General features: G+C 59.5%; 17 protein-coding genes and 5 pseudogenes. 12 read left to right on the top strand and 10 right to left on the bottom strand.

Annotation, left to right across the window (positions count from 1 at the left end):
- Positions 1–126: 126 nt before the first annotated feature.
- Positions 127–498 carry a hypothetical protein gene (locus tag AB4Y44_RS36700; protein WP_368661890.1) on the bottom strand — a complete coding sequence of 124 codons (372 nt, stop codon included), beginning with the start codon at positions 496–498 and terminating at the stop codon, positions 127–129.
- Positions 499–754: 256 nt separating this feature from the next.
- On the opposite strand from AB4Y44_RS36700, the pseudogene AB4Y44_RS36695 reads away from it, so the two are divergent.
- Positions 755–978: pseudogene (locus AB4Y44_RS36695) on the top strand (IS3 family transposase); the annotation flags it as partial.
- Positions 979–1,071: 93 nt separating this feature from the next.
- Here AB4Y44_RS36695 and kynU read toward each other — a convergent pair.
- The 4 genes from kynU to AB4Y44_RS36675 all read right to left on the bottom strand — a co-directional run bounded on the left by kynU (position 1,072) and on the right by AB4Y44_RS36675 (position 6,427).
- On the bottom strand, positions 1,072–2,322 hold the full coding sequence (kynU, locus tag AB4Y44_RS36690) for a kynureninase (RefSeq protein WP_368661889.1): 1,251 nt from the start codon (positions 2,320–2,322) through the stop codon (positions 1,072–1,074).
- A gap of 128 nt (positions 2,323–2,450) precedes the next feature.
- Positions 2,451–4,010: a methyl-accepting chemotaxis protein gene (locus tag AB4Y44_RS36685; RefSeq protein ID WP_368661888.1), complete on the bottom strand. Its 1,560-nt coding sequence runs from the start codon at positions 4,008–4,010 to the stop codon at positions 2,451–2,453.
- Positions 4,011–4,105: 95 nt separating this feature from the next.
- Positions 4,106–5,260 (bottom strand): porin, encoded by a 1,155-nt coding sequence (locus AB4Y44_RS36680; protein WP_368661887.1) that lies wholly within the window; start codon positions 5,258–5,260, stop codon positions 4,106–4,108.
- 144 nt (positions 5,261–5,404) lie between these two features.
- Positions 5,405–6,427: a LysR family transcriptional regulator gene (locus AB4Y44_RS36675; RefSeq protein ID WP_368661886.1), complete on the bottom strand. Its 1,023-nt coding sequence runs from the start codon at positions 6,425–6,427 to the stop codon at positions 5,405–5,407.
- A gap of 20 nt (positions 6,428–6,447) precedes the next feature.
- Here AB4Y44_RS36675 and AB4Y44_RS36670 point away from each other — a divergent pair, with 20 nt between their 5' ends.
- The 10 genes and pseudogenes from AB4Y44_RS36670 to AB4Y44_RS36625 all read left to right on the top strand — a co-directional run bounded on the left by AB4Y44_RS36670 (position 6,448) and on the right by AB4Y44_RS36625 (position 15,158).
- The gene (locus AB4Y44_RS36670; RefSeq protein WP_368661885.1) at positions 6,448–7,860 is read left to right on the top strand and encodes a M20 family metallopeptidase; all 1,413 of its coding nucleotides are present in this window, start codon (positions 6,448–6,450) and stop codon (positions 7,858–7,860) included.
- Positions 7,861–7,908: 48 nt separating this feature from the next.
- A complete protein-coding gene (locus AB4Y44_RS36665; protein WP_342922293.1) occupies positions 7,909–9,195 on the top strand; it encodes an MFS transporter in 1,287 nt (428 codons plus the stop codon).
- A 19-nt stretch (positions 9,196–9,214) separates the two neighbouring features.
- A complete protein-coding gene (locus AB4Y44_RS36660; protein ID WP_368661884.1) occupies positions 9,215–10,360 on the top strand; it encodes an aminotransferase class V-fold PLP-dependent enzyme in 1,146 nt (381 codons plus the stop codon).
- 140 nt (positions 10,361–10,500) lie between these two features.
- Positions 10,501–11,613, top strand: a complete 1,113-nt coding sequence (locus AB4Y44_RS36655) for a cupin domain-containing protein (protein WP_368661883.1) — start codon at positions 10,501–10,503, stop codon at positions 11,611–11,613.
- 376 nt (positions 11,614–11,989) lie between these two features.
- A pseudogene (locus tag AB4Y44_RS36650) lies at positions 11,990–12,502 on the top strand (anthranilate 1,2-dioxygenase large subunit); the annotation flags it as partial.
- Between the two features lie 7 nt (positions 12,503–12,509).
- A pseudogene (gene antB, locus AB4Y44_RS36645) lies at positions 12,510–13,005 on the top strand (anthranilate 1,2-dioxygenase small subunit); the annotation flags it as partial.
- A gap of 18 nt (positions 13,006–13,023) precedes the next feature.
- Positions 13,024–13,611, top strand: a complete 588-nt coding sequence (locus AB4Y44_RS36640; protein ID WP_368661896.1) for a 2Fe-2S iron-sulfur cluster-binding protein — start codon at positions 13,024–13,026, stop codon at positions 13,609–13,611.
- Complete coding sequence (locus AB4Y44_RS36635; protein WP_368661882.1) at positions 13,565–13,714, top strand: hypothetical protein; 150 nt, start codon at positions 13,565–13,567, stop codon at positions 13,712–13,714. The genes AB4Y44_RS36640 and AB4Y44_RS36635 overlap by 47 nt, the downstream gene beginning before the upstream one ends.
- 30 nt (positions 13,715–13,744) lie before the next feature.
- Positions 13,745–14,038 (top strand): hypothetical protein, encoded by a 294-nt coding sequence (locus tag AB4Y44_RS36630; RefSeq protein ID WP_368661881.1) that lies wholly within the window; start codon positions 13,745–13,747, stop codon positions 14,036–14,038.
- A 121-nt stretch (positions 14,039–14,159) separates the two neighbouring features.
- Entirely contained in the window at positions 14,160–15,158 is a 999-nt protein-coding gene (locus AB4Y44_RS36625) for an AraC family transcriptional regulator (protein WP_342950019.1), read from the top strand.
- A 481-nt stretch (positions 15,159–15,639) separates the two neighbouring features.
- On the opposite strand, the pseudogene AB4Y44_RS36620 reads toward AB4Y44_RS36625, so the two are convergent.
- The 4 genes and pseudogenes from AB4Y44_RS36620 to AB4Y44_RS36605 all read right to left on the bottom strand — a co-directional run bounded on the left by AB4Y44_RS36620 (position 15,640) and on the right by AB4Y44_RS36605 (position 20,714).
- Positions 15,640–16,662 (bottom strand): annotated as a pseudogene (locus AB4Y44_RS36620) (IS110 family transposase).
- 290 nt (positions 16,663–16,952) lie between these two features.
- Entirely contained in the window at positions 16,953–18,116 is a 1,164-nt protein-coding gene (locus AB4Y44_RS36615) for a M20 aminoacylase family protein (RefSeq protein ID WP_368661880.1), read from the bottom strand.
- Between the two features lie 34 nt (positions 18,117–18,150).
- Positions 18,151–19,380, bottom strand: a complete 1,230-nt coding sequence (locus tag AB4Y44_RS36610; protein ID WP_368661879.1) for a diaminopropionate ammonia-lyase — start codon at positions 19,378–19,380, stop codon at positions 18,151–18,153.
- Between the two features lie 197 nt (positions 19,381–19,577).
- Positions 19,578–20,714: a branched-chain amino acid ABC transporter substrate-binding protein gene (locus tag AB4Y44_RS36605; protein WP_342950017.1), complete on the bottom strand. Its 1,137-nt coding sequence runs from the start codon at positions 20,712–20,714 to the stop codon at positions 19,578–19,580.
- Positions 20,715–20,873: 159 nt separating this feature from the next.
- Here AB4Y44_RS36605 and AB4Y44_RS36600 point away from each other — a divergent pair, with 159 nt between their 5' ends.
- Positions 20,874–21,362 (top strand): Lrp/AsnC family transcriptional regulator, encoded by a 489-nt coding sequence (locus AB4Y44_RS36600; RefSeq protein ID WP_368661878.1) that lies wholly within the window; start codon positions 20,874–20,876, stop codon positions 21,360–21,362.
- Positions 21,363–22,004: 642 nt separating this feature from the next.
- Here AB4Y44_RS36600 and AB4Y44_RS36595 read toward each other — a convergent pair.
- Positions 22,005–22,524: pseudogene (locus tag AB4Y44_RS36595) on the bottom strand (IS6 family transposase); the annotation flags it as partial.
- Positions 22,525–22,966: the final 442 nt, after the last annotated feature.

The following is a 22,966-nucleotide window of genomic DNA, read 5'->3' as shown; positions in this document are numbered from 1 at the left end:
CAGATCCGGGCGCGAGGCGGCGCCCCGATCGTTGGCTATCCTGATCGCCTTGCGGACCCAGTCGCCGAGCATCGACAGGAGCTGGTCGGTTGCCGAGCACAACGCGTAGCGCATGAAGCAGGCGGCCTAGAGCCGCCGTATGGCCGGCTGGATGCGGTGGCTCACCGAGGGTTTGCGGTCCGCGCAGCGCCGCGCATAATGCCGGACGATAGCTTCGTTGCATGTGTCGGGGCACTGCACCCGTACACCGAGCTCGACCAGATAGTCGAGCTTGAGCAAGAGTTCGCTCATCTGTCGCGTCGAATTGCGCAGCGGCACCGGCCACAGCCATTTCTGCAGGCTCGATGCCTCGCCATGGGGCTTCGGCAGCAGCTTGCCCCAACGATCCAGTGTGGCTTCGACGTCCTGGATGGCCTGCACGATCAGTTCCCGCAAGGTGCGATCGCGCGGCAACAGGATGGACCGCATCCCGAGATAGGTCTGCCGCCAGTGTTCCATCGCCGTCCGCTCCGCAGCCGAAAGGGGAACCGCTCAGCGTATGCCAACAATATCGCCTTGGCAGTTGGGGGCGAGGCACTGCGGGCCTCCGGGGAAGACAAACAGCAAGCTCTTGATTTCACGGAGACTTAATAAAGGGCTAGACCGCAAAGCCTTGTCAGGTCTGGAGCCCGCTAACCCGGTAAACGGCATCAAAATCACGGGGCCCCCAGTATGCAAGCGAGAACGACCGTGCGTGGTTGAAAAAAGACTTCACGTGGTATGCAGCATGAGCAAGGGAAATTGTTGGGACAATAAATGGAGCGTGTGTGGTAGCGCTAGTACGCCAATCACGATGAGGCTCGGCGCGATATCAACCAGTACATCATCGCTTTCTACAATCCAGTGCGCTTGCACTCCACGCTGGGTTATCTGTCGCCCGCCGCCTGCGAGGCGAAACCGACAGCGAAAGAAGCTATCTGCCTGTCCGAAATTTATTGACCCATGCATCAAGACAGCGGACGTGCCGCCACTCACACCGCGACTTAACAATGCAACTCTTACGGGGCATCATCTCGACGACGTAGCCGTCGCTCAGGTCACGGCGCCGCGCGTGGCGAATTCAGGCGCACGCCAGGTTTCTTCGGTAAGCACTTGGCGCAGATGCTCAACGGCATCCCACACATCCACGTGGCGCGTATACAGCGGTGTAAAACCGAAGCGCAACACATGCGGCTCCCGATAGTCGCCGATCACGCCGCGCGCGATCAACGCCTGCATCACCTCGTAGCCGTGCGGATGCTCGAAGCTCGCGTGCGACCCGCGTTGCGCATGCGCGCGAGGCGTGACGAGCGTGAGCGGAAATTCCTTGCAACGCGTCTCGATCAGTTCGATGAAAAGGTCGGTCAGCGCAAGCGACTTTTGGCGGATCGCCAGCATGTCGGTTTGCAGGAATACATCGAGTCCACATTCGACCAGCGCCATCGAAACCATCGGCTGCGTGCCGCACAAAAAGCGGCCGATGCCGTCGTCGGCGATATATGTCGGGTTCATCACAAACGGCGCACGATGCCCCCACCAGCCTGACAGCGGCTGCTCGAACTCACTCTGATGACGATGCGGCACCCACGCGAACGCAGGCGAACCGGGACCGCCGTTCAGATACTTGTATGTGCAGCCGACCGCGCAATCCGCGCCGACACCATTCAGATCGACGGGCACGGCGCCCGCCGAGTGCGCGAGATCCCACAGCACTAGCGCGCCCCTGTCGTGAACCAGCTTCGTCAGTGCGGCCATGTCGTGCATGTAGCCAGTGCGGTAGTTGACGTGAGTGATCATCGCGACGGCGACGTCGTCGGTGATCGCCGCGGACAGCTCGGACGGATCGTCGACGAGGCGAAGTTCATAGCCGCGATCCAACTGCTTGATCAGCCCTTGCGCGATATACAGATCAGTCGGGAAATTCGAGCGTTCCGACACGATCACGCGGCGCTTCGGGTCGCGCTTGTCCTGCATCCGCAGAACTGCCGACAACGTCTTGAATAAGTTGATCGAAATCGTATCGGTGACGACGACTTCGTTGTGCGCTGCACCGATTAGTGTCGCAAGCTTGTCGCCCAGTCGCCGCGGCAGCGAAAACCAGCCAGCCGCGTTCCAGCTGCGGATTAGCCCTTCGCCCCATTCGGCGCCGATGACGGTCTGCGCCCGCTGTGCAGCCGCGACGGGCGGCACGCCGAGCGAGTTGCCGTCCAGATAGATGACGTTCGGAGAGAGCGCGAACTGGTCGCGCAAGAGTGCGAGGGGGTCGGCCGCATCGAGTGCGAGTGCTTCTTCACGTTGATTCATGATAGTCCGCTCTTGTCATTCGAAAGAGGGCGCGTTCGTGCGGAACGCGGTGATGCGGTTGCATTGGTTTCAATGCCTGCGTACCGCAGGTTTGTTGCACAAATGACGCCGGAAAAACACCATCCCCGTTACCTCGCAATCTTGAATACCGACACGGCGTCCTGCAGCCTGGTGGCCTGCTCATCGAGGGAAAATGCCGCCGCAGTGGACTGCTCCACCAGCGCAGCATTTTGCTGGGTAACCTCGTCCATCTGCAGGACCGCCTGATTCACCTGCTCGATGCCTCGGCTTTGCTGCTCCGACGCGATAGCGATTTCACCGACGATGCCTGAGACCTGCTTGATCGCCTGCTTAACATCATCCATCGTCACACCGACCGCGCTTGCCTGCTTCGCCGCGTGGTCAATCGCTTGGACCGATGAATCGATCAACTCCTTTATTTCCTTCGCGGCTGCAGCCGAACGCTGTGCAAGGCCGCGCACTGCACTCGCAACGACGGCGAAGCCCCGACCTTGATCACCGGCGCGCGCCGCCTCCACTGCAGCATTCAGCGCAAGAATATTGGTCTGGAAGGCAATCCCTTCTATAACAGCCGTAATTTCCGAAATCTGCATCGAGCTGCTGTTCATCTTTCCAATCGCACGGACCATATCCTGCACAGCATCGTTGCTCTCGTCGGCTATGACGGCTGCCTTCATTGCGAGATGATTGGCTTGCGACGCGTTGTCAGCATTCTGTCTGACTGTCTCCGTCAGCTGCGTCATGCTGGCAGCCGTTTCTTCGAGCGACGCCGCTTGAGCCTCGGTACGTGCAGATAGATCAGCATTACCACTAGCAATCTCTCGCGACGTTACCGTTACTGCATCGGTGGTCGCGTGGATGCCAGTGATGAATTTCGCTAGCTGGCTGTTCATCTTCCGCAATGATTGCATCAAACGTCCGACCTCATCCCGGCCGTAACTTTCGATACGTGAGGTCAGGTCTCCGCACGCGACGGTCTCCGCCACGGAGACTGACTTACGCAGGGGAAGGACAATGGTCCTCGTGATCAAGAATGCGGTGAGAGAGCCCGTCGCAAGCGCTAGTCCAATCAACCCAATTGTGACTTCTACGGCCAGCCGGTAGTCCTCTGCTGCAGTGGTTCGAGCAATTTGGCTTCCGTTGCTGGTGAGTTGGACTTCCGCCTCGATCAATTTGGCGACAGCGGTGAACGCATCGGCAGCCCCCCCCGTCGCGAGCGAGCGGGCCGAGGCAAAACTTCCCTCACCCTGTTCGGAAAGCGAAAGCAGTCTGTTATCCATTTCCAGATAGGATTTCCACGCCTTCCGGGTTTGCTGGTTGAGCTGATCCTCTTTCGCTGACGAGATGAGTCGCCCATATGCTTCGATTTTCGCGTCGAGTGTGCGAAGCGCAAAGTCCCTCATGATGCGCTGGGATGCTTTTTGCACGGGATCCGTTTCAAGCACACTTCGTAGCGTTGACTTGCGAACGTTGTTTGCCCATGTACGAATGTCCCCAAGCACAGCGACTTTCGGCAGCCAGCTATCGGCAAACTGAACTGCCCCGTTGTGCACCCGAGCTGTCTGGAACAGGGCGACGGAGCCTGTCACGCAAAGAAGGATTAGCACGAGCGCAAAGCCAGCGCCAAGTCGGACGCCAATTCGGACGTTAGCAAGAAGGTTTCGCATAACGGGATCTGTCTGAGCGAAAATGCAAAAGCGCTGGAGTCCACGACCGATGGTGCCATTCCCGGTCGATTCCTCCAGCTTCTGCGGAAGACATCCTAGAACTTGTGCCGGATTCCCGTTACCGCCACGAACTGATTACCCGTTGAGGAGGCTGAGAAACCCGTGATGTTCGCGACCGCCGATTTGTCAGTAGAGTCCGTTCCCGTCGCATGCTGGTAAATCGCGGAAATATAGACGTCGGTCCGCTTCGACAGGAAATAATCGACACCTGCGTCGACCTGGTGATAGGCCGCGTGATTGACGCCGTAGCCCTTCGTATAGTCGTAGGAGATACCCAGATTCAGCGCGGGGGTCACGAGATACTTGAAGCTGACCTCAGCATTGTGGAACGCGGCGTTGCCATGATAGTGTAGCGAATTCAGGGCACTTAGTGCGCCAAGACCCCGGAACTGGGTGTTGGTGTACATGGCACCAAGCGTGGCCTGTCCTAGCTGATATGCTGCGCCCGCTGCAATGATCTGCTGCGTGCGCGCTGACGCATAGCCCGAATAGACGGTACTGGCAGTCATGTTCGACGCTGTCGTGCTGGACGTCGAATTGTTGCCGAAGAACGAGAAGTTCGGGTCTCGCACATTCAGGTATGCTGCGCCGAAGGAAAGCGGACCGTTGTCGTAACCTGCGCCGAGGGACCAGATCTGGTTGGTGCCAAGGTGGCCGGCAACGCCACCCAAGCTGTACAGTCCGCCGAATTTCAGGCCTGCGTAGTCGACGCTCCTGAACTTGATTGCGTTGTTCACCCGATTGGTGTTCTGGAGGTTGTCAAGATCACCGGGGTGCGCGCCATAGCCCGTTGCCCACTGTGCAGCGGATTCAAAGCGCGCCGTGTAATCCACTACCGCATCGTACTGGCGGCCCAGTGTGACGGAGCCGAAGCGATCCGATGCCAGTCCGACGTAGGCCTGGCGACCGAACAGGTCTCCGCCTTGCAGCAGTTTTCCGTTGGTCACGCTAAAGCCGTTCTCGACGGTGAACAGCGTCTTGAGTCCATTGCCGAGGTCTTCGACGCCACGCAGCCCCCATCGGCTGCCTTGCATGTTGCCGCTCGCCAGCGTGTAGAGCTTTTGACCGCCGGAATTATTATTGAAAGCGAAGCCCGCATCGACAATGCCATACAGCGATACGCTGCTTTGTGCGTAGGCGTGACCAAATAAGGACATTATTGCCGCGCCGGCAAGCAGACTCTTTCTCACAGTGATCTCCAGGTGAATTTGAACAGACGGAATAGACGCTTCGCGTGTGACCCGCGATGTCAGCGTTGGCGCACTCTACCGCCTCTGTTCTCCTGGCGTATTCGAAATCAAACAAACTCGCTTTGCGCCTTTCGCAAAGCTTTGCTATGCCGTGGGGGGATGCCGATCGTTTGTCCGCTGCAGGTCTGCGACCAGATGATCGAGACAGAGGGTGGCGAGCCCGGTCAATGGGCGCGTCGATGACGTTTTGACCTGCAGGCGACGCTGTTGCAGCAGTGCATTGGCGAACGGGATTGCGACCAGACCGTCGGAATCCATGCGGTTCGCGACCGAGACAAAGCCAGTCAGCATGATGGCGTTCGGAATCACCTGGGTAAACCGGTACAGTGACGCGACGTAGCGGCTCGTGATCGGTGTCACAACCTCAAATCCTTCAACGTTGCAGGCGATGTCAAACAACTGGCGAACCGTCGTACCGGTGTCCTGCAACAAAACCGGGTAGAGGTGGAGGTCTGGCAATGTAAGCGATTTTTGACCCGCAAGCGGGTGGTCTCTCGACATCAGCGCCATGACGGGCGCGGGAAGCGTAAGACGAGCAACCACATCCGGTTCGGGCTTCAGGCTGAACGAAAGCGCGATCGACGCATCCCCATCGACCAGCATGCGGCTTGCGTTATCAGACGATGTGACCTCGATCACGACCACGGCCTCTGGGTACAGCTTGTAGAACGCTGCGAGCGAGTTCGGCAGGAAATCGAGGGCAAAGCCTTCGGTGCATGCAATCTTGATCTTGCGCTGTCGCCGCCTCTGGTCGCCTTGAATCGCGCTCATCACGGCCTCGGCATCCGTAAGGCTATTTTGCGCATAGCGCAACAGCATTCGGCCAGCGTCAGACAGCACCATGCCACGCGCGTGTCGTTCGAAAAGCGGCGCGCCGACGTCGCCTTCGAGCTTCGCGATATGGCGGCTCAACGCTGATACAGTTGCGCCGAGCTTTTCGGTGGCAGCCGTCAGCGATCCACTCTGTGCCACGACTGAGAAGTAATACAGCGACGAATCCAGCAGGTTGCGCATTTCGGACCTGGCATACAGGGTTGCGATTTCCGCAAATATACGTTGATTGATTGCGAATACAAAAGATTGTTTACCCGGGTACTCTGGGGACATCGATTCTTTGATTCCAGAACATGAGCCGCTCAGAAGCCATCTCGCACGTCTCCCGTCACTTCGAAAGCGGAGCGTTCCAAGCGGTATTGCGCCGTCGCGTCGGCCTTCGCACGGAGAGCCAGAACCCGGATGCACAGGCTGCGCTGACTGGCTATTTGTCCGACGAGATCGCTCCCGCGCTAGGCGCTATGGGATTCACGTGCGACATCGTGGAAAACCCTGAAGCAGGCATGCCGCCGATGCTGATCGGCGAGCGCGTGGAAGCGGTCGGACTGCCCACGGTGCTGATCTACGGTCACGGCGACGTAGTCAACGGCGACGCAGCCAACTGGACAGACGCGCGTTCCCCGTGGGAGCTGTGCACAGACGGGGACAGCTGGTACGGCCGCGGCACGGCAGACAACAAGGGGCAACATTCGATCAATCTGGCGGCTCTTGCGTCGGTACTTGCCACGCGCGGCAGGCTTGGCTTCAACGCGAAGGTGATCATCGAAATGGGGGAAGAAGTCGGGTCGCCGGGACTCGACGCGGTATGCGCGCGGTATGCGGACCGGCTGGCTGCCGATCTGCTCATCGCCTCCGACGGACCGCGACAACGCGCTGCTGCACCGACGATGTTTCTTGGGTCGCGAGGCGCATTGCATTTCCGGCTGCGCGTGTCGAATGCATTTGGCGCGCGTCACTCGGGCAACTGGGGCGGCGTGCTGGCTAATCCCGCGACCGTGCTGGCGAATGCGCTTGCGAGCCTTGTTGATGGCAGTGGCCGGATTCGCGTCAACGGCCTGTTGCCGCCGCCGATTCCGCCGCGCGTGCGCGAGCTCGTCGCGAGTCTCGAAGTGGGTGCCGACGAAGGCGATCCGCCGTTGTCACAGGGGTGGGGCGAACCCGGTCTTAGTGATGCGGAGCGGGTGTACGCATGGAACACGCTGGAAGTGCTGGCGATGCAGGCAGGCAACGTCGGCCGGCCAGTCAGCGCGATTCCGGGCAGCGCGGAAGCGGTGTGCCAGTTGCGCTTCGTGGTCGGCACGGATTGGTTGAACGCGCGCGAATTGCTGATCGCGCATTTGCGCCGCGAAGGTTTCGAGAACGTCGACGTGACGATCGAAGCGTCGGGCAGCGCGACGCGGCTCGATCCTGATCATCCGTGGTCGAAGTGGGCGGAAGCCTCGATTGCAGCAACCTCTGGCAAGCCGGTGACCATCCTGCCGAATCTCGGCGGCACGATCCCTAACGAGTGCTTCGCGACGACGCTGGGTCTCGCGACTGTCTGGATCCCGCACTCTTATCCGAACTGCCGCCAGCACGCTCCCGATGAACATCTGCTGGGGAGTGTTGCGCACGAGTCGCTGCAAATCATGGCCGGCCTGTTCTGGGATATGGGGGAATCGGGGCACACGGTTCGCGAGACGCTCCGGGCTTCGACGAAGCGCTAATGGCAGTAGTCCCACTCTCAAGCAGTCTTTCTTCCGGGTCTCAAGATCATGCAATCTGTTGCTACTGAAGGACGTGCTGTGCGCCAGGACAACCGGCCACTGAAGCGCCTTATCGTCGCGAGCAGCGTCGGCAACGCGCTCGAATGGTTTGACTTCGCAGCGTATGGCTTCTTCGCCGTCACGCTGTCGAAGCTCTTTTTCCCCGCGCATGACGAAACGGTGTCGCTGCTGCTGACCTTCGGCACGTTCGGGCTTTCGTATATTTTCCGTCCGCTCGGCGCGCTGGTTCTCGGACGCTATGCGGACCGGCACGGCCGCAAGGCGGGACTGCTCGCATCGCTTTGGCTCACCACGCTCGGCACGCTGATCTGTGCGCTGATTCCGACCTACGCAAGCATCGGCCTGGGCGCGCCCATTGGCCTCATGCTGGCGCGCGTGCTGATCTCCTTTTCGACAGGCGGCGAGTTCGGCAGCGGCACCGCGCTGATGATCGAACAGAAGTCCACACGAAAGTCTTTCCTTGGAAGTTGGCAGTTTTCGAGCCAGGGTATGGCCACAGTGCTTGCTTCGTTCGCGGGCCTCGCACTCAGCAGCCAGCTTTCGACGGATCAGATCGAAGCGTGGGGATGGCGCGTTCCATTTGCTTTCGGCCTTTTGGTAGCGCCCGTCGGTCTCTATATTCGCCGTCACATTGACGACACGCTGCAGCCTTCAGCGGCGAAACATGCAGCGCCCATTCGAGATCTGCTCGTGAGTCACAAGGGGCGCGTCCTGCTTGCGGCAGGCATCATGGCGGTGTCCACGGCGGCCAGTTATCTGATGATTCTCTTTATGCCGACGTATGCCGTGAAGCAGTTGCATCTGCCAGCGTCGACGGGTTTTGCGGCGACGGTGCTGACGGGCGCGATCCTGATGGTGTTAACGCCGTTCATGGGGCATCTCGCCGACAAATATGGACGCAGCCGGATGATGACGGTCTCCGCGCTTCTCACGCTGCTGACCATCTATCCCTGCTTCCGATGGCTACTGGCGGCGCCCTCTCTGTCAGTGCTGATGTCGATAATGATGCTGGCGGGCGTGTTGAAGGCAATCTACTTCGGTCCGCTCGCAGCGGTGCTGTCGTCGCTCTTTCCCGCCTCGCTGCGCAGCACGGGACTCGGCTTCAGCTATAACATCGGCGTCATGGTGTTTGGAGGATTCACGCCGTGGCTCGTGACGGCCATGATCGGCTGGACGCATGATCCCGTATCGCCGAGCATCTATCTGATGGGCTGCGCCGTGCTCAGCCTCGTATGCATCGGCATCTATCATCGGTTCATCGTCAAACACATCTAGTTCGAAGCGAAGCGCTGACATGACTTTATTTTCTACCGCGCAGGACAGTGACTTCAGTGGCTGGATGATGTACCACTCGGTTGGTGTATTCCCCGGCCAACGGGAGGCCGTGACGGCGGCGCTCGCACGCTTCACATCCGACTGGTATGCACCCGACGAACGACGCTGGAGCGTCGGGCTCGGTGCGCGTGACGCGCTGCTGTCGAACTGGGCGACGCTGATCGGCGCAGACGCCGCGCACGTATTCGGCGCGCAAAATGTCACCGACGTCTTCGCACGTTTCATCGACGGTCTCGACGATGCGGCCTTGCGCGCACGCACGGTGCTGATTGCCGCCGACTGTTTTCCGAGCCTGCACTTCCTGTTGAACGGTGTTGCGGCACGGCGCGGCTTCACGTTGAAAACGGTGCCGGTGCGCGCCGGTGAAGCCTACGTTCGCGACGAGGACTTCGTCGCGGCGTGGGATGCGCATGTTGGGCTTGCGCTGATCACGTGGGTATCGTCGCTGACGTCCAAACGCGTCGATCTGGCCGCGCTCGCTGCGCACGCGCGAACCACGGGCAGCCTTGTCGCGGTCGACATCACGCAGGGCGCGGGCATCCTGCCGTTCAATCTGCGTGAGATACCGTTCGATTTCGTCTGCGGCTCCACGCTCAAATGGCTGTGCGGCGCGCCGGGATCGGGTCTTGGGTATGTCGCGCCGCATCTGCTGACGTCCGCCGTCACACCTTGCGTGCGCGGCTGGTTCAGTCAGGCCGACCCGTTCAACTGGAACCTCGATGCGTTTTCGTATGCGCCCGACGCACGCCGGTTCGACACGGGCACACCGTCGCTGCTGCCGTTCGTCGCATCGAAGCCGGGCTTCGACTGGCTGCTTGCGCAGCCGCCGGGCAAGCTGCGCGCGCAGAACCTGTCGTTGTGCCATCAACTTGTCGAAATCACCGACGGTCTCGGCTACGCGCTGTTGTCGCCACGCGACGATGCATCTCGCGGTGGCAGTGTCATGGTGCGGACGCCCGCACATCTGGATCCTCAGGAGGTCGTGGCGAAGCTCGCTTCGCAGCATATCCTGGTCGACTCGCGCGGCCGCACGTTGCGTCTGTCGCCCGGTGCGTGCACGACGGTGGCGGGCATCGAACGTCTCGCTGCGCGGCTGCCGCGATGAAAGCGAAAGCGCCGCATGTAGTGCGGTCAAATGCGCCGCGCGCAGAAGGCGTGTCGTGCGTCCTGACGGGGCCGCCCCGGATGCCAGTTGCTGCACCGCTGCATTTGTGAAACCCCGCTCTTCAGCTCAGGATCATGATCATGACCAGTCCATCGTTTCTTCCCGCTCCGCTGACCGGTATTCGCGGCTTTCTCGTCCCGATGTCGTGTACCGATCTGGCCGCGACGACGCAGTTCTTTATCGAACATCTCGGCTTCCGCATCGATGCCATTTTTCCCGCTGACAGTCCTCGCACGGCGATCCTGTCGGGCTGCAATATCAGGTTGCGCCTCAGTGTAGACCTCGTCGGCGGGGTGACGAAGCTCGACGTGCTGTGCGACGACGAGTTTCAACTCGGCGACGATACGCGAACACTGACCGCGCCGAACGGCGTCGAGGTCAGGCTCGTCCCGGCCGAGCCTCGCATGAAGCAGCCTGTCAACAGACAGGAACTCGTGTTGTCTCGTGCGCAGGATGGGGCACCGTGGACCGTCGGTCGTGCGGGCCTGCGTTACCGCGACCTGCTGCCAAACCGGCACGGAGGTGCGTTTATCGCATCACATATTCGGATCCTCGGTGGCGGCCCCGTTCCCGATTACGTGCACTTCCACAAGATCCGTTTTCAGACGATTTTCTGCCGCAAGGGCTGGGTTCGGGTCGTCTACGAGGGGCAAGGCGATCCGTTCATTCTGGAAGCGGGCGATTGCGTGCTTCAGCCGCCGGAGATCCGGCACCGCGTGCTGGAAAGTTCGGCCGGGGCAGAGGTGATCGAAATCGGTAGTCCGGCCGAACATATCACGATGGCCGACCACGATATGGCGCTTCCTTCGGCTGTCTATGATCCCGCCCACGATTTCAACGGTCAGCGCTTTGTTCGGCATGTCGCAAAGAACGGCACGTGGAGTCCGTGGAAATCGCCGGGTTTCGTCGTAACGGACACGGGTATCGGTGCGGCAACGAACGGCCTCGCGGGCGTGCGCGTGGTGCGCCCGCAAGGCGAGGGCAAGGTCGTTTCGCGCATGCACGATACGGAGTTCTGCTTTTTCTTCGTGCTCGCAGGAACTCTCGATGTCGTGCAAGGCGACGACCAATGGCATCTTCGAGCAGACGACAGCATTGCGATCCCCGGCATGCTTCCCTATGCGTTTAAGCACTGCAGCGCCGATTTGGAACTGCTCGAAGTGACCTTGCCAGCCGACTTCTCACTCGCGTGAGCAGTCGCTCGTGTTCGAGCACGAGATCGTCGCCGTAGTTTGAGCGCGTGATTCCCGTTGCGCTCGATGTGACCGGGGGGGAGGGTGTGGCTACGCTGCGCGTTCCGCCTCGGGTCTCGCGTTGCCTGTCAACAATGTGCGCGCATGAACCGCCTGCGGTCGTTTATCGCGGTGCAGAATACTGACGATGTGCGGGCCGAAATGGAAGTCAATTACTTCGGCGTTGCGACACCAAACGCTTTCACTGCGCCGCACGCGTTCATGCCTGACATGCTCGCCGCGACGGTGTCCCCTTCGCGCACCTTGGCGTTATTGCGGAGCGTGCTCGATACGAGCGGCCGACCGTCTCTGGCATCCGGACGGCGAGGAAGATGCCACCGTCATGCCGCGCCTCGTCGAGGTATACGGCCAGCAGAAAGCCGAGTGGATGATGCATCGGCTGCGCAACCTGAACGTCTATCCGAGCCTCGTTTTCATGGATCAGATCAGCTCTCAGTTGCGCATCGTGCGTCCAGTCGCCTGGAACAAGACGGAAGTCATCAGCCAGTGCATTGGCATAAAAGGCGAATCGGATCAGGATCGCGAAAACCGCATTCGTCAGTTCGAAGATTTTTTCAATGTCTCGGGAATGGGCGCGCCGGACGATCTCGTGGAATTCCGTGAGCAGCAGCGGGGCTTCCAGGCGCGCCTCGAGCGCCGGAGCGACATCTCGCGCGGCTACCACAAGTGGGTGTCAGGTGAAACGGCGAATACGCGCTTGCTCGGCATTGCGCCTGTGCTCTGCGGCACGGAGCTGACGCAGGAGGGGCTTTACGTCAATCAGCATGGCGCCTGGCAGGCGTTTCTCATGAGGGGCCTCGCACAACAATCGAACGTCGGGAAGGAAGCCATGAATCATGGCCGTCACGCAAACGCTACAGCAATCGGTCGAGCAATTTCTGTATCGCGAGGCCGAGCTTTGCGATGCGCAGAGTTGGGACGAGTACCTCGAGCTCTTCGACGAAAACAGCACATTTCACGTGCCTCAATGGGACTCCGAGCACGTGTACACGACCGACCCGAGGCGCAGCATGTCGCTGATCTACTACGCGAACCGAACGGGGCTCGAGGACCGTGTGTTTCGGCTGCGCACTGGCAAGTCTGCGGCCTCCACGCCGCTGCCACGTACACCTGCATCAGATCACCAACGTGCGTATCGCCGAATGTGAGCACGGGGAACTGGAAGTGAAGGCCAACTGGGCGACCTTTTACGCGCGGCACGGCGTGGCTGAACACTTCTTCGGGCGCGCTACCTACCAGCTGCAGCCTGCGGGCGGTAGCTGGAAGATCGCACGCAAGCACGTGCTGCTGCTGAACGACACGATCAACGCCGTGCTCGACTTCTATCATCTGCAGGCGGGAGTGCGCACAATGATCCATAAGGTCGCGTTCAGTTTTGCCGACGGCAAAACGGTGTTCTTCGACGTCCGTTCAGGCGAAATCCTCCTCGACGCCGCCCTCCGCAGCGGCGTGAACATTCCACTCGACTGCCGCGAAGGTGTGTGCGGGACCTGCCAGGGACGCTGCGAGTCGGGCAGCTACACGCAGGATTATGTCGGTGAAGAAGCACTGTCTCCGGACGATCTTGCCGTGCGTAAGATCTTGTCCTGTCAGACGCGCGTGCAGTCCGACGCCTCGTTCTACTTCGACTTCGATTCGAGCCTATGCGGCGCGGGGGGGAAGCGGGTGCTCACGGGCCAGGTTTCCGGCATCAGGCAGGTATCCGAAACGACGGCGATCCTGGATCTGGACGCAGGCGCTCACGCTGGACGCCTTGATTTTCTGCCGGGGCAGTACGCCCGCCTGAAGGTGCCGGGCACGGACGTGTGGCGTTCATATTCGTTCGCCAGCCGGCCCGCCCGCCGACGACAACCAGTTGCAGTTCCTCATTCGTCTGCTGCCCGACGGAGCGATGAGCAACTACATGCGCGAACGCTGCAGGCCAGGGCAGACGATTGATCTCGAGGCACCGCTCGGCACGTTCTATCTTCGGCAGGTGGGGGCGGCCGCTCGTGATGGTGGCGGGCGGAACTGGCCTGTCCGCATTTCTCGGGATGCTTGATGATCTCGCTCACAAGGGGGCGACCAGAAGGTGCATCTCTACTATGGTGTGACGAACGCGCGCGACCTGTGCGAACTCGATCGTTTGGGCTCTTACGCACAACGCATCGCAAACTTCGCGTGCGACATCGTGGTGACGAAACCTTCTGACGGGTGGCAGGGAAGGACTGGCCTCATTCCGGAGCATTTCGACCGCGGGATGATCGAATCAAACCCCTTCGACATGTACGTGTGCGGTCCGCCTCCGATGGTGGACGCTATCAGGGCATGGCTTGCGCGCGAAGGCGTAGGCGACCACCGACTCTACTACCAAATTCGCGGATAGCAACGGCGCGCAGCAGGTCCCTTGAGGTGGCGGCGCAGCACCCATTCAGGGTCTTTTTGTATTCTTTTCCGCGCCCGGGGGGGGTTACTATCGAGTGACCATCAGCCCTCAGTGACACGCCATGTACGCGCCTGCTCTCAACGACAGCCAAGGTATTGACGCGCTGCGTCACGACCTCGAAGGCGCGCAGGAATGGATGGCGTCGATCTGCGGACCGCATCGGTTGCAGGTACGGAGCCCGAAGAAACTGCAGTTCCACCATTCGGGCACGGTGTTGCGGTCGATGGCGAGCTCGTTGGGGTACGTGGAATACGGCACCGATGTCACCGTTTCCATACATAACGAGGCGCCGCTCAACTGCTATAGCCTGAGTCTGCCGCTTACCGGGCAGCAGGAACTGGCCGCGCATGGTCGTTTGTGGCTATCGGACCGGGACAACGGCCTCGTGTTGTCGCCGCATGAGAGGCAGGACCTTACGATCATGGGAAACTGCCGGAAGATCATCGTTGCGATCCCGAGCCAGGCCCTGCGTCAGGTGCTTGAAGATCTTCTGCGACGGCCGGTTGGTGTCCCGTTGACGTTCGAGCCGCAGATGAATGCCGCCGACGGCGATCAGGCAGCCTGGTGGCGCATGGTCAAGTTTCTGCTGAACGAGATGGGCCACGCCGCGCCGTTGCTCAATCATGAGCAGATGGTCGGAAATCTCGAGGAAGCGTTGATCAAGGGGCTGTTGCTCTGTCAGTCGCACAACTACTCGCAGGCGCTCGCGGGGGCCATGGGCCCCTCATGTCCGCACTATCTATTGCGAGCGAAGCAGTTCATCCACGACAACGCCCGTGAGGACATTGCGCTCGAAGACATCGAGCGCGCGGCCGGTGTGTCGCGCTACAAGCTGTTTGGTGGCTTTCGGCAACACTTCGGGCATGCGCCCATGGCATATCTGAAGTGGCATCGGCTCGAAGCAGTGCGGCGTGAGATTCTTTCCGACTGCTCCGAGCGTAACGTTTCTTCCATTGCGATGAGCTGGGGGTTTTCGCATCTCGGACGCTTTTCCAACGACTACAAGGCGCGTTTCGGCGAAACACCGTCGCAAACACTCAAGCGGGTGACAAGACGCTAAGTGAATATTAATTGCGTGTAGATTGCCAACTGTGATGACTGAGAGACAGTAGAGACGTCGCTCCGAGGTATACAGCGCCGTGGACCGCTCTGGCGTCATCCAGTACTGCTGGCTCGAGGAATTCGAAAATCATCATTGCGATTAATGAGGACGAGGACAAGGACGAGGAAGCGTCAATTTTTTGGTAGCAGTCGTCGGCCTTTTCGTGCATGTGTGGACCCGCCGCCTTTTGCAAGCTTCTTTTTCGTGATGCCGAAACGGTCTGCATGCATGTATCCGGCTTGCCAGATGGGCGGTTGCCGAAGCACGCCCGCAGCCTTGATGAGATCCGCGCAGCCCGTCCTTAGCAACATCGCGGCTTGCCACGAGTGGCAGCCGGCACGAAAAACAGGCTTCAGGATGCTGGTTCAACCTATTTCGTCATCGCTTTGAGAAGCTTCGCAAACCTGGGTGGGGGCTCCTTACCGGCGGCTTTGGGAGGTTATGTTGCCGCGCTTCTCGTCATATAGGTCACTTCGCTACTGAGCAGCGCCTGGATGATCCGCGCATTCCTGTTGGCCAGGGCGACCTCTGCGCAGTTATGGCCCGCGTCGAGCCATCAGCTCTTGAAGCCAGATGCTCTGAGGATCAATTTTTTTGGGGTGCATAGCGCGGAACTGGCCGAGCACCATGAATGAGCAAGGTCCGCAGGTATGTGTCGCCGCGTCGGCTGTTGCCGTGCAGGCGAGGCTTGCCGCCAGACGAATACTGTCGAGGCATGAGGCCGAGCCAGGCGGGCAGATGCCGGCCGTCGCGAAACTGCCTGGCATCCCCGACCGCGGCGACAACGGCCGTCGCGGTAGCGGGCCAATACCAGGGATCTTGGCGATCTTCCTGCAGAGCGCGGATTTCTTCATGAACGTCTGGGTGGATGCCTCGATGAGATGAACACGTTCCTGGCGCGCATGTGCTGCAGAAGTTCGGTGAGCAGCGTCTGGCAAAAGGAAGTCAGTTCGTCTGCGCTCGTACGTAGGAGTTCCGGTATCGCGCGCCTGAAGGCTTCCGGTGAGCGCGAAATGGCCAGCCCGCGCTCGCCGAGCAGGCCACGTATCTGGTTGATCAGCGCAGTACGGTGACGCAGCAGGATTGCGCGCATGCGGTGCGCCGCCTGGATGTCCTGTTGCTCAACCGATTTGATCGTCACGAAGCGCATGGTGGGCCGGCTGGCAGCCTCGACGATCGCCTCCGCATCGTTGCGGTCGCTCTTGTTCGTCTTGACGAACGGTGCGACATATTGCGGGCTGATCAGCCTGACTTCGATACCGATCGACTGGAAACACCTCCCCCAGTGGTGGGCCGTGCTGCATGCTTCCATGACGACCAACTTCGGGTTCAAGGCGCGTACGGCTTCGAAGAACGAGCTGCGCGAGACCTTCGACCGATGCACAACACGACGGCGACGATCAGCGCCATGGAGCTGGAAGATCTGTTTCGCTAGATCAATGCCGAGAACGTCGATTTCCATGGTGAACCTCCGCACGTCTGGGTGAGTGCGTTAGTGTCTCCCGGTGGGAGGCGCCGGGTCCATCGCGGTAAAATTTGGCGGTTCCTCCTAGGCGCCTTTAGCGGCACAACTCAGCCGGCGATCCAGACGATTATCGGCGGCCCTGGCGGCGACCTGCGGTGACCGCCTGCGAATGGCGCTATTCCCCTCGAAGCGAGAGGCGCTTGACGACTGCGGATTCGGCCCTTCGAGACACGTCCCAACGTGTGGCCGCTAACATGTGTTTAGCGGCCACCGCGCGTGGCGAGCTGTCAGCGTGCCGGCAATTGCCGTCGCGCAATCTCAGCAAAGTATCGCGATCCGACTGACAGTATGTCGTCGTTGAAATCGTAGGTAGCGTTGTGCAGAGGAACGCCGCCGTTTTGGGGCTCCGTTCCGTTGCCGATGAAGATGAAATTTCCCGGTACAACCTGCAGAAACGCACCGAAGTCCTCCGAGATCATCATAGGCTGAACGTTGGCGTCCACATTCTCCGCGCCCACGACATGCGAAGCGGCTGAAACCGCTACATCAACAAGCTCTGGTGTATTCACGGTCGGGACGAACTCATGCGTGTACTGGAAGTCGCACTCGGCTCTGTGTGTACGGCAGATGCCCTCACTGACTTCCCTCATCCGGATCATCAGCAGCTTCTGCACTTCTGGGGCGTAGCTGCGCGTGTCGCCTTTGATGATGACATTCGAAGGAATGACGTTTCTAAGACCGTCCGTAACTATCTCAGTACACGAGATGACTGCGGACAGGCTTGGGTCCAAATTGCGCGAAATAATCGTCTGGAGACCGAGCACAATTTGCGAGGCAATGACAATGGGGTCGACGCCCATATGAGGCCGTGCTGCGTGCGTGCCTCTTGCCTTGATGTGAATGACGAAGTTGTCTTCGCTGGCCATAATGCCGTTCGGACGTGTTGCGAAGCTGCCTGCGGGCATCCCGGGCATGTTGTGCGCGCCGAAAATGGCGTCGACAGGAAACCGTTCGAACAACCCTTCTTGCATCATCGCTTTCGCGCCACGTCCGTGTTCTTCGGCGGGCTGGAAAATGAAGCGAACCATGCCGTCAAAGTCTTTTCGCTCCGCGAGAAGTTGCGCTGCGCCGAGAATCATCGCCATGTGTCCGTCGTGACCGCATGCGTGCATTTTCCCCGGAATACACGATGCGTAAGGTCTGCCGGGCGCATTCTCGGTGATGTTTAGCGCATCCATTTCGGCGCGAAGGCCGATAACCCGTTTCCCGTTGCCAATCTTCAAGTTGGCGACCATCCCGGTTCCGCCAATGTTGCGATGAACCTCGAGGCCGAGTGTCTTCAGAACACTGGCAACGTAGTCCGATGTCTGTACTTCTTCGAAGCCTGTTTCGGGATTCTTGTGGAACTGATGTCGCCAGTTCTTCAGGCGCTCTTGTAGGGACATTTCCATGGTGCGGTCCTCGATTTGAGGCGGTGATTGGATGTCAGTGCTCGAGCGATTTTTGCCACTCGCTCTGGCGCGCAAGAACGGCTTCCGCCGACTCGCCAACGAGGTCTCGATACACTGCGGGCGCCGTGGCACCCTCGGTATTGATGGCCAGCACGTGTGAGTCGGGTCCAAGTCCTACCTGCTGGGCAAGGGACGGGTTTTGCATGAGCACGCTTAGGCCCGCGAATCCCGCGGCACCGGACTCTCCAACCACTAAAGGAGCGTCACGGTCGCTGCCAGCGGCAAGTGAACGCATTGCTGCCACCGCGTCATCGTCACTGATGGTCATGAAATGGTCGACGCACCGATCGAGAATTTTCCAGGCCAAGGGGGATGTCTCTCCGCAGGCGAGGCCGGCCATGACCGAATCAACGGAGCCAGTCGCTTTCGTGGCGTAGCCTGCGATGGCGCTTTGATAAAGACAGTCTGCCTGCTGAGGCTCGACGACAACGAATCGGGGACGCCGCGCTTCGGCGTGCTCCCAGAGATAACTCGCGACGCCTGCTGCGAGACCACCGACGCCTCCTTGCAGGAATACGTGGGTGATTGGTTGCGAAAGGGTGGAACTGCCGAGCTGCCGTATTGTTTCAGCGGCAATCACGCCATATCCCTGCATCACATCCCGAGGAATCGCTTCGTAGCCTTCGTAGGACGTGTCTGAGACAACGTGCCAACCATTTTGGGCCGCCAGTGCTGCCGCATGCTCAACCGATTCATCGTAGCTACCCGCGATGCGAATAATCTTCGCGCCGTACAAAGCGATGGCCTGCTCCCGTTCTACGCTGACGTTGGCGTGAAGGACGATGACACACCGACAACCGATGTCGCGTGCGGCGGCTGCCAATGACTTTCCGTGATTACCATCGGTGGCGCTGATAACAGTCAGGTTCGAAAACATCCCGGCATATTGCCCGCGAAGAAGGCCGGCCGGATTCAGGCTATGAGTGTGCCAGTGCCGAAGAATCAACCGCACGAGTGCGATGGGCGCGCCTAACGCTTTGAAGCTGCCAAGCGGCGAGCGGAAGCCTTCGTCCTTCAGGCTGATACGTGCGACGCCCAATGCTGCCGCGGCGTCCGGGAGGTCCCAGAGCGGCGTCGCTGAACGAGAGATCTGGTCCCAATCGGCTAGCCAGGCGCCGCTTTCGTCTGCTGCCCGAATGTTCAGAATGCTTTTGAGTTCATCTGGGTACGGCCCTTTGGACGCGCGGGAATTTGCAGTCAACATTGAGAAGAGCTCCAGGGAGGCATCCGATGTGCCGTATTTCTATTGCCAAAGTCCAAGTGCTGGCTCGGAGGAACAGCAGGAATAATATTGCAATGCTTTGTTTATTTGGGATCTAAAATTCGGCACAAATCGAGAAAATTTCTCGCATGGGGTGCTGCAGGCATTATGGCACCGCCGCACCCAACTGCGCGTTCGGGTTAGCGGACTACCGACTTGTCGTTCCAGACGTTGTTGTCAAACTGCCGTACCGTGATTGCACCGTTGCGGATGTCACCTGCTTCATCGAACTGAATGGGGCCCGTCACCCCGTCAACCTTCACCGACCGCAATTGCGCCAGGTAAACTTTCGGGTCGGTAGAGTTGGCTGCTTGCATAGCGGCTGCCATGGTCATGACTGCGTCGTATGCATAGGGAGCGTAAAGCTGAACCGGCGTCTTGAACCTTTGTTCGAACCGTTTGAAGAATGCCGGGCCTTGTGGCATCTGAGAAGGCGGTACGCCGGCGAGTGTGCAATACATATCGTTGGTCATTGATGAGCCGCCGAGGGCAATGAACTGCGGCGTGCACGCTTCGTCGCCGGCAATGAACTTGACCTTCATTCCGAGTCGACGCATTTGTTGTATAAAGGCGGCCGCCTGCGTGTCGCCACCCGTGAAAGCAACGGCATCAGGTCTGCGATTTTTGATCGTCGTGAGAACCGCCATCCAGTTGGTTGTCTTGTCGGTCCCGAATTCGCGGTCGACGACGGTACCGCCGGCGGACTGCACCGCCTTCTCAATCTGGTCAGCGAGGCCCTGGCCGTACGCTGTACGGTCGTCCACGATTGCAACCCTGGGAGCTTTCAGGTCTCGTACCAGATAAGTTCCGATGACCGAGCCTTGGCGGACATCGTTTGCGACCATTCGAAACACCGACTTGAGTCCTTGCTGGGTCAGCAATGGATTAGTAGCCGATTCGGTAATCATCGGAATTCCAGCGCCTGCGTAAATCCTCGAAGCGGGAATCGATGTGCCGGAGTTGGCATGCCCCACGACGCCGGCAACACGGTCGTCTACTAGCTTCTGCGCGACCGTCACTGCGGTCTTCGGGTCGGCGGCGTCATCTTGCGAATCTAGCTCGAAGGTGATCGAGTGGCCGGCGATTTTCAGCTTCCTGGTATTCAAGTCCTCGATTGCAAGCCGCACTCCGTTCTCGTCATCCTTTCCGATGTGTGCGAGCTCGCCAGTCAGAGGCGAAACTTGGCCAATTTTGACGGTAACGTCCGCGTCGGCCGCCGATGCAGATGCGCCAATTGAGACCGCCATCAACGTGTTGAAAAGTTGTCTGGTTTTCATGATCTTCGGTGGGAATACGAAACGGGGTGGGAGGGTGCCGAAGTCCCCAGCCGTCAGCTGCTCTAGCAGCGGTGACCGAAAGCACTTGACATGAACAGTTTATTGCGAGTAAACCGTTAGTATTTATTCTTTTGCGCCCACGTTTCGAGAAAAATTCTCATGTCGAATCTTCGAGATGTCGAGCTAGACGCTTTCGATTTGCGGATCCTCGCAATCGTGCAACGGAACAATCAGCTGCCCCATCGTGAGATCGGGCATGAAGTGAACCTGTCCGTCCCGTCCGTGGCGCGAAGGCTCCAGAAGCTTAGAAGTGCTGGCGTTATTGCTGCGGACCGCAGCTTACTGAATCCCGATGCGCTCGGTTCCCGGGTCACGATAATCACTCACGTTTCCGCGGAGAGTGAGGCGATAGAGTTGCTCGATGCGATGAAGGCACGGTTCGATGCCTGCGAGCAAGTCCAGCAGTGCTATTACGTGACCGGCGACGTCGACTTCATCCTGATTTTCTGCACGCGGGACATGGCGGAGTACACGGCCCTAACGCGGGCGCTGTTCTTCGCGGAGGGCAACGTTCGAAGCTTCCGTACCTTTGTCGCGATGGAGCGGGTCAAAATAACGCTCGATGTGCCACTCGGTCGGGCGCAGTAGGCCTGTCTCCCGGTTGCTCAACCACCCGCCCAGAAGTGCACATCTCTTCTTCAAGGTACGCTATCTACGCAACGAATAGGCCCGTCAACACGAACTGCACGAGCTTCGGCAATACGACCAACCACTTGGCACACTGAGTTGGCCGATACCCTTAGTCTTGCGTCCGTAGACGGTGTGACGGTGCTTCTGCTCCCGCGTGTACGCGATGTTCAACGCGCTATCCATGCAACCAGATTTCCAAACGCGCTTACGCAGGCGGCCGACGAAGTTTGAAAAAAGATTGATTGAAGAATTAAGTACCTCTCGCTCGGTACGTGCCGCTCAACTACACGCGAGGCGTCAACATATCCCTGTGCCATAGGCAGGACTACCTGTTACGTGAGCTACCGGTACGTGGCCTCGTTGAGTGCTCTCGCAAGCATGCGGATGTCTGCGGAATTGTCCGGCTCATTGTTGTCCGACTCATTGGCCGCCAGGCCCCCGAAAGAGCGTCGTGCGGAGCCCATGAAGAACTCCTCCAGATCGCGGTCCATGGCTCATACCTCGCAATTCACCACGTGAAAAGAGCACGTTGACACGCCGGACGAAGTTCGACAGGAGGCATGCGGCGGTAGGCGCCAAGGCTCTGTCGCGATAAGTTCGGACAACGTTGTTCAGGTATTTGATCTGGCGGATCTTGATGGGCGCTTCCCGTTCGGCGTTGATGGCGTGCAGGGCATCCAGATTGGCGCCGCTCTTATCCATAGTGATCGTCTCCGGCTCGCCGTTCTGGTCGATGGCTTTCTCGAAATAGCGACGGGCGGCAGCCTTGTCACGATGGGCTCGAAGCAGGAAATCCACCGTCTTTCCGGCCTTGTCCCCAGCGCGATAAAGGTATTTCCACTGGCCACGCACCTTGGCGTACGTCTCGTCCACCCGCCAGCTCTTGCCGACCGGGCGCTTGCAGCGGCGGAACGCCTTTTCAAGTACCGGCAGAAGCTTGATGGCACCGCCGGTGCACGGTCGAATGATCGACCGCGATCCCGCGCTCGGCCCTCATCTCCTGAAGATTGCGCAAGCTCAGCGGGTAGGCCACGTACCAACGCACGCACACCAACATTATCTCGAGCGGATAGTGCAACCGCTGCAGCACTTTGGCTACCGCCGGACTCAGGGCTTTCATTGTCGTTCACAGCATTCGGTAAGGTCCCGCAGCATACCAGCCTCTGCTATTGCAATAGAACCGAAAGGAATAACAAATGTCCGGCGTGGCAGAAAGGATAGCCGATGCGGGACTAAAGGCGAACGTGGTCTGTCGGCTACTCTGACGAGGGTCCCGGTCGCACAAACCCCTCATTGCCAATGGCGGGACGGGAACACATGACGAAGAGATGCGAGGTGGCCTTTCGCTTTCGACAACAGCCCAACGGGGACAGGCGGGATCTCTGGCCGTTCTATCTCACACGCAGACAACGCCAGTGGCTTGCATCGGTGCGTGAGCAGTGGGAGAAAACTGCGTCGTCCAGATTGCAAACCGCGAAGCGCGAATTATCGCCGAAAATTGCGAGCTTGCGTTTTGCAGTGCATACTTCGTGGAAAGCAAAGCAATTTCGCGAAAACCAGGC

The organism is Paraburkholderia sp. BR10937, assembly GCF_040965695.1.
GTDB lineage: Bacteria > Pseudomonadota > Gammaproteobacteria > Burkholderiales > Burkholderiaceae > Paraburkholderia.
The sequence above is the reverse complement of the archived record's forward strand: the minus strand, read 5'-3'. Positions and strand labels throughout refer to the sequence as shown.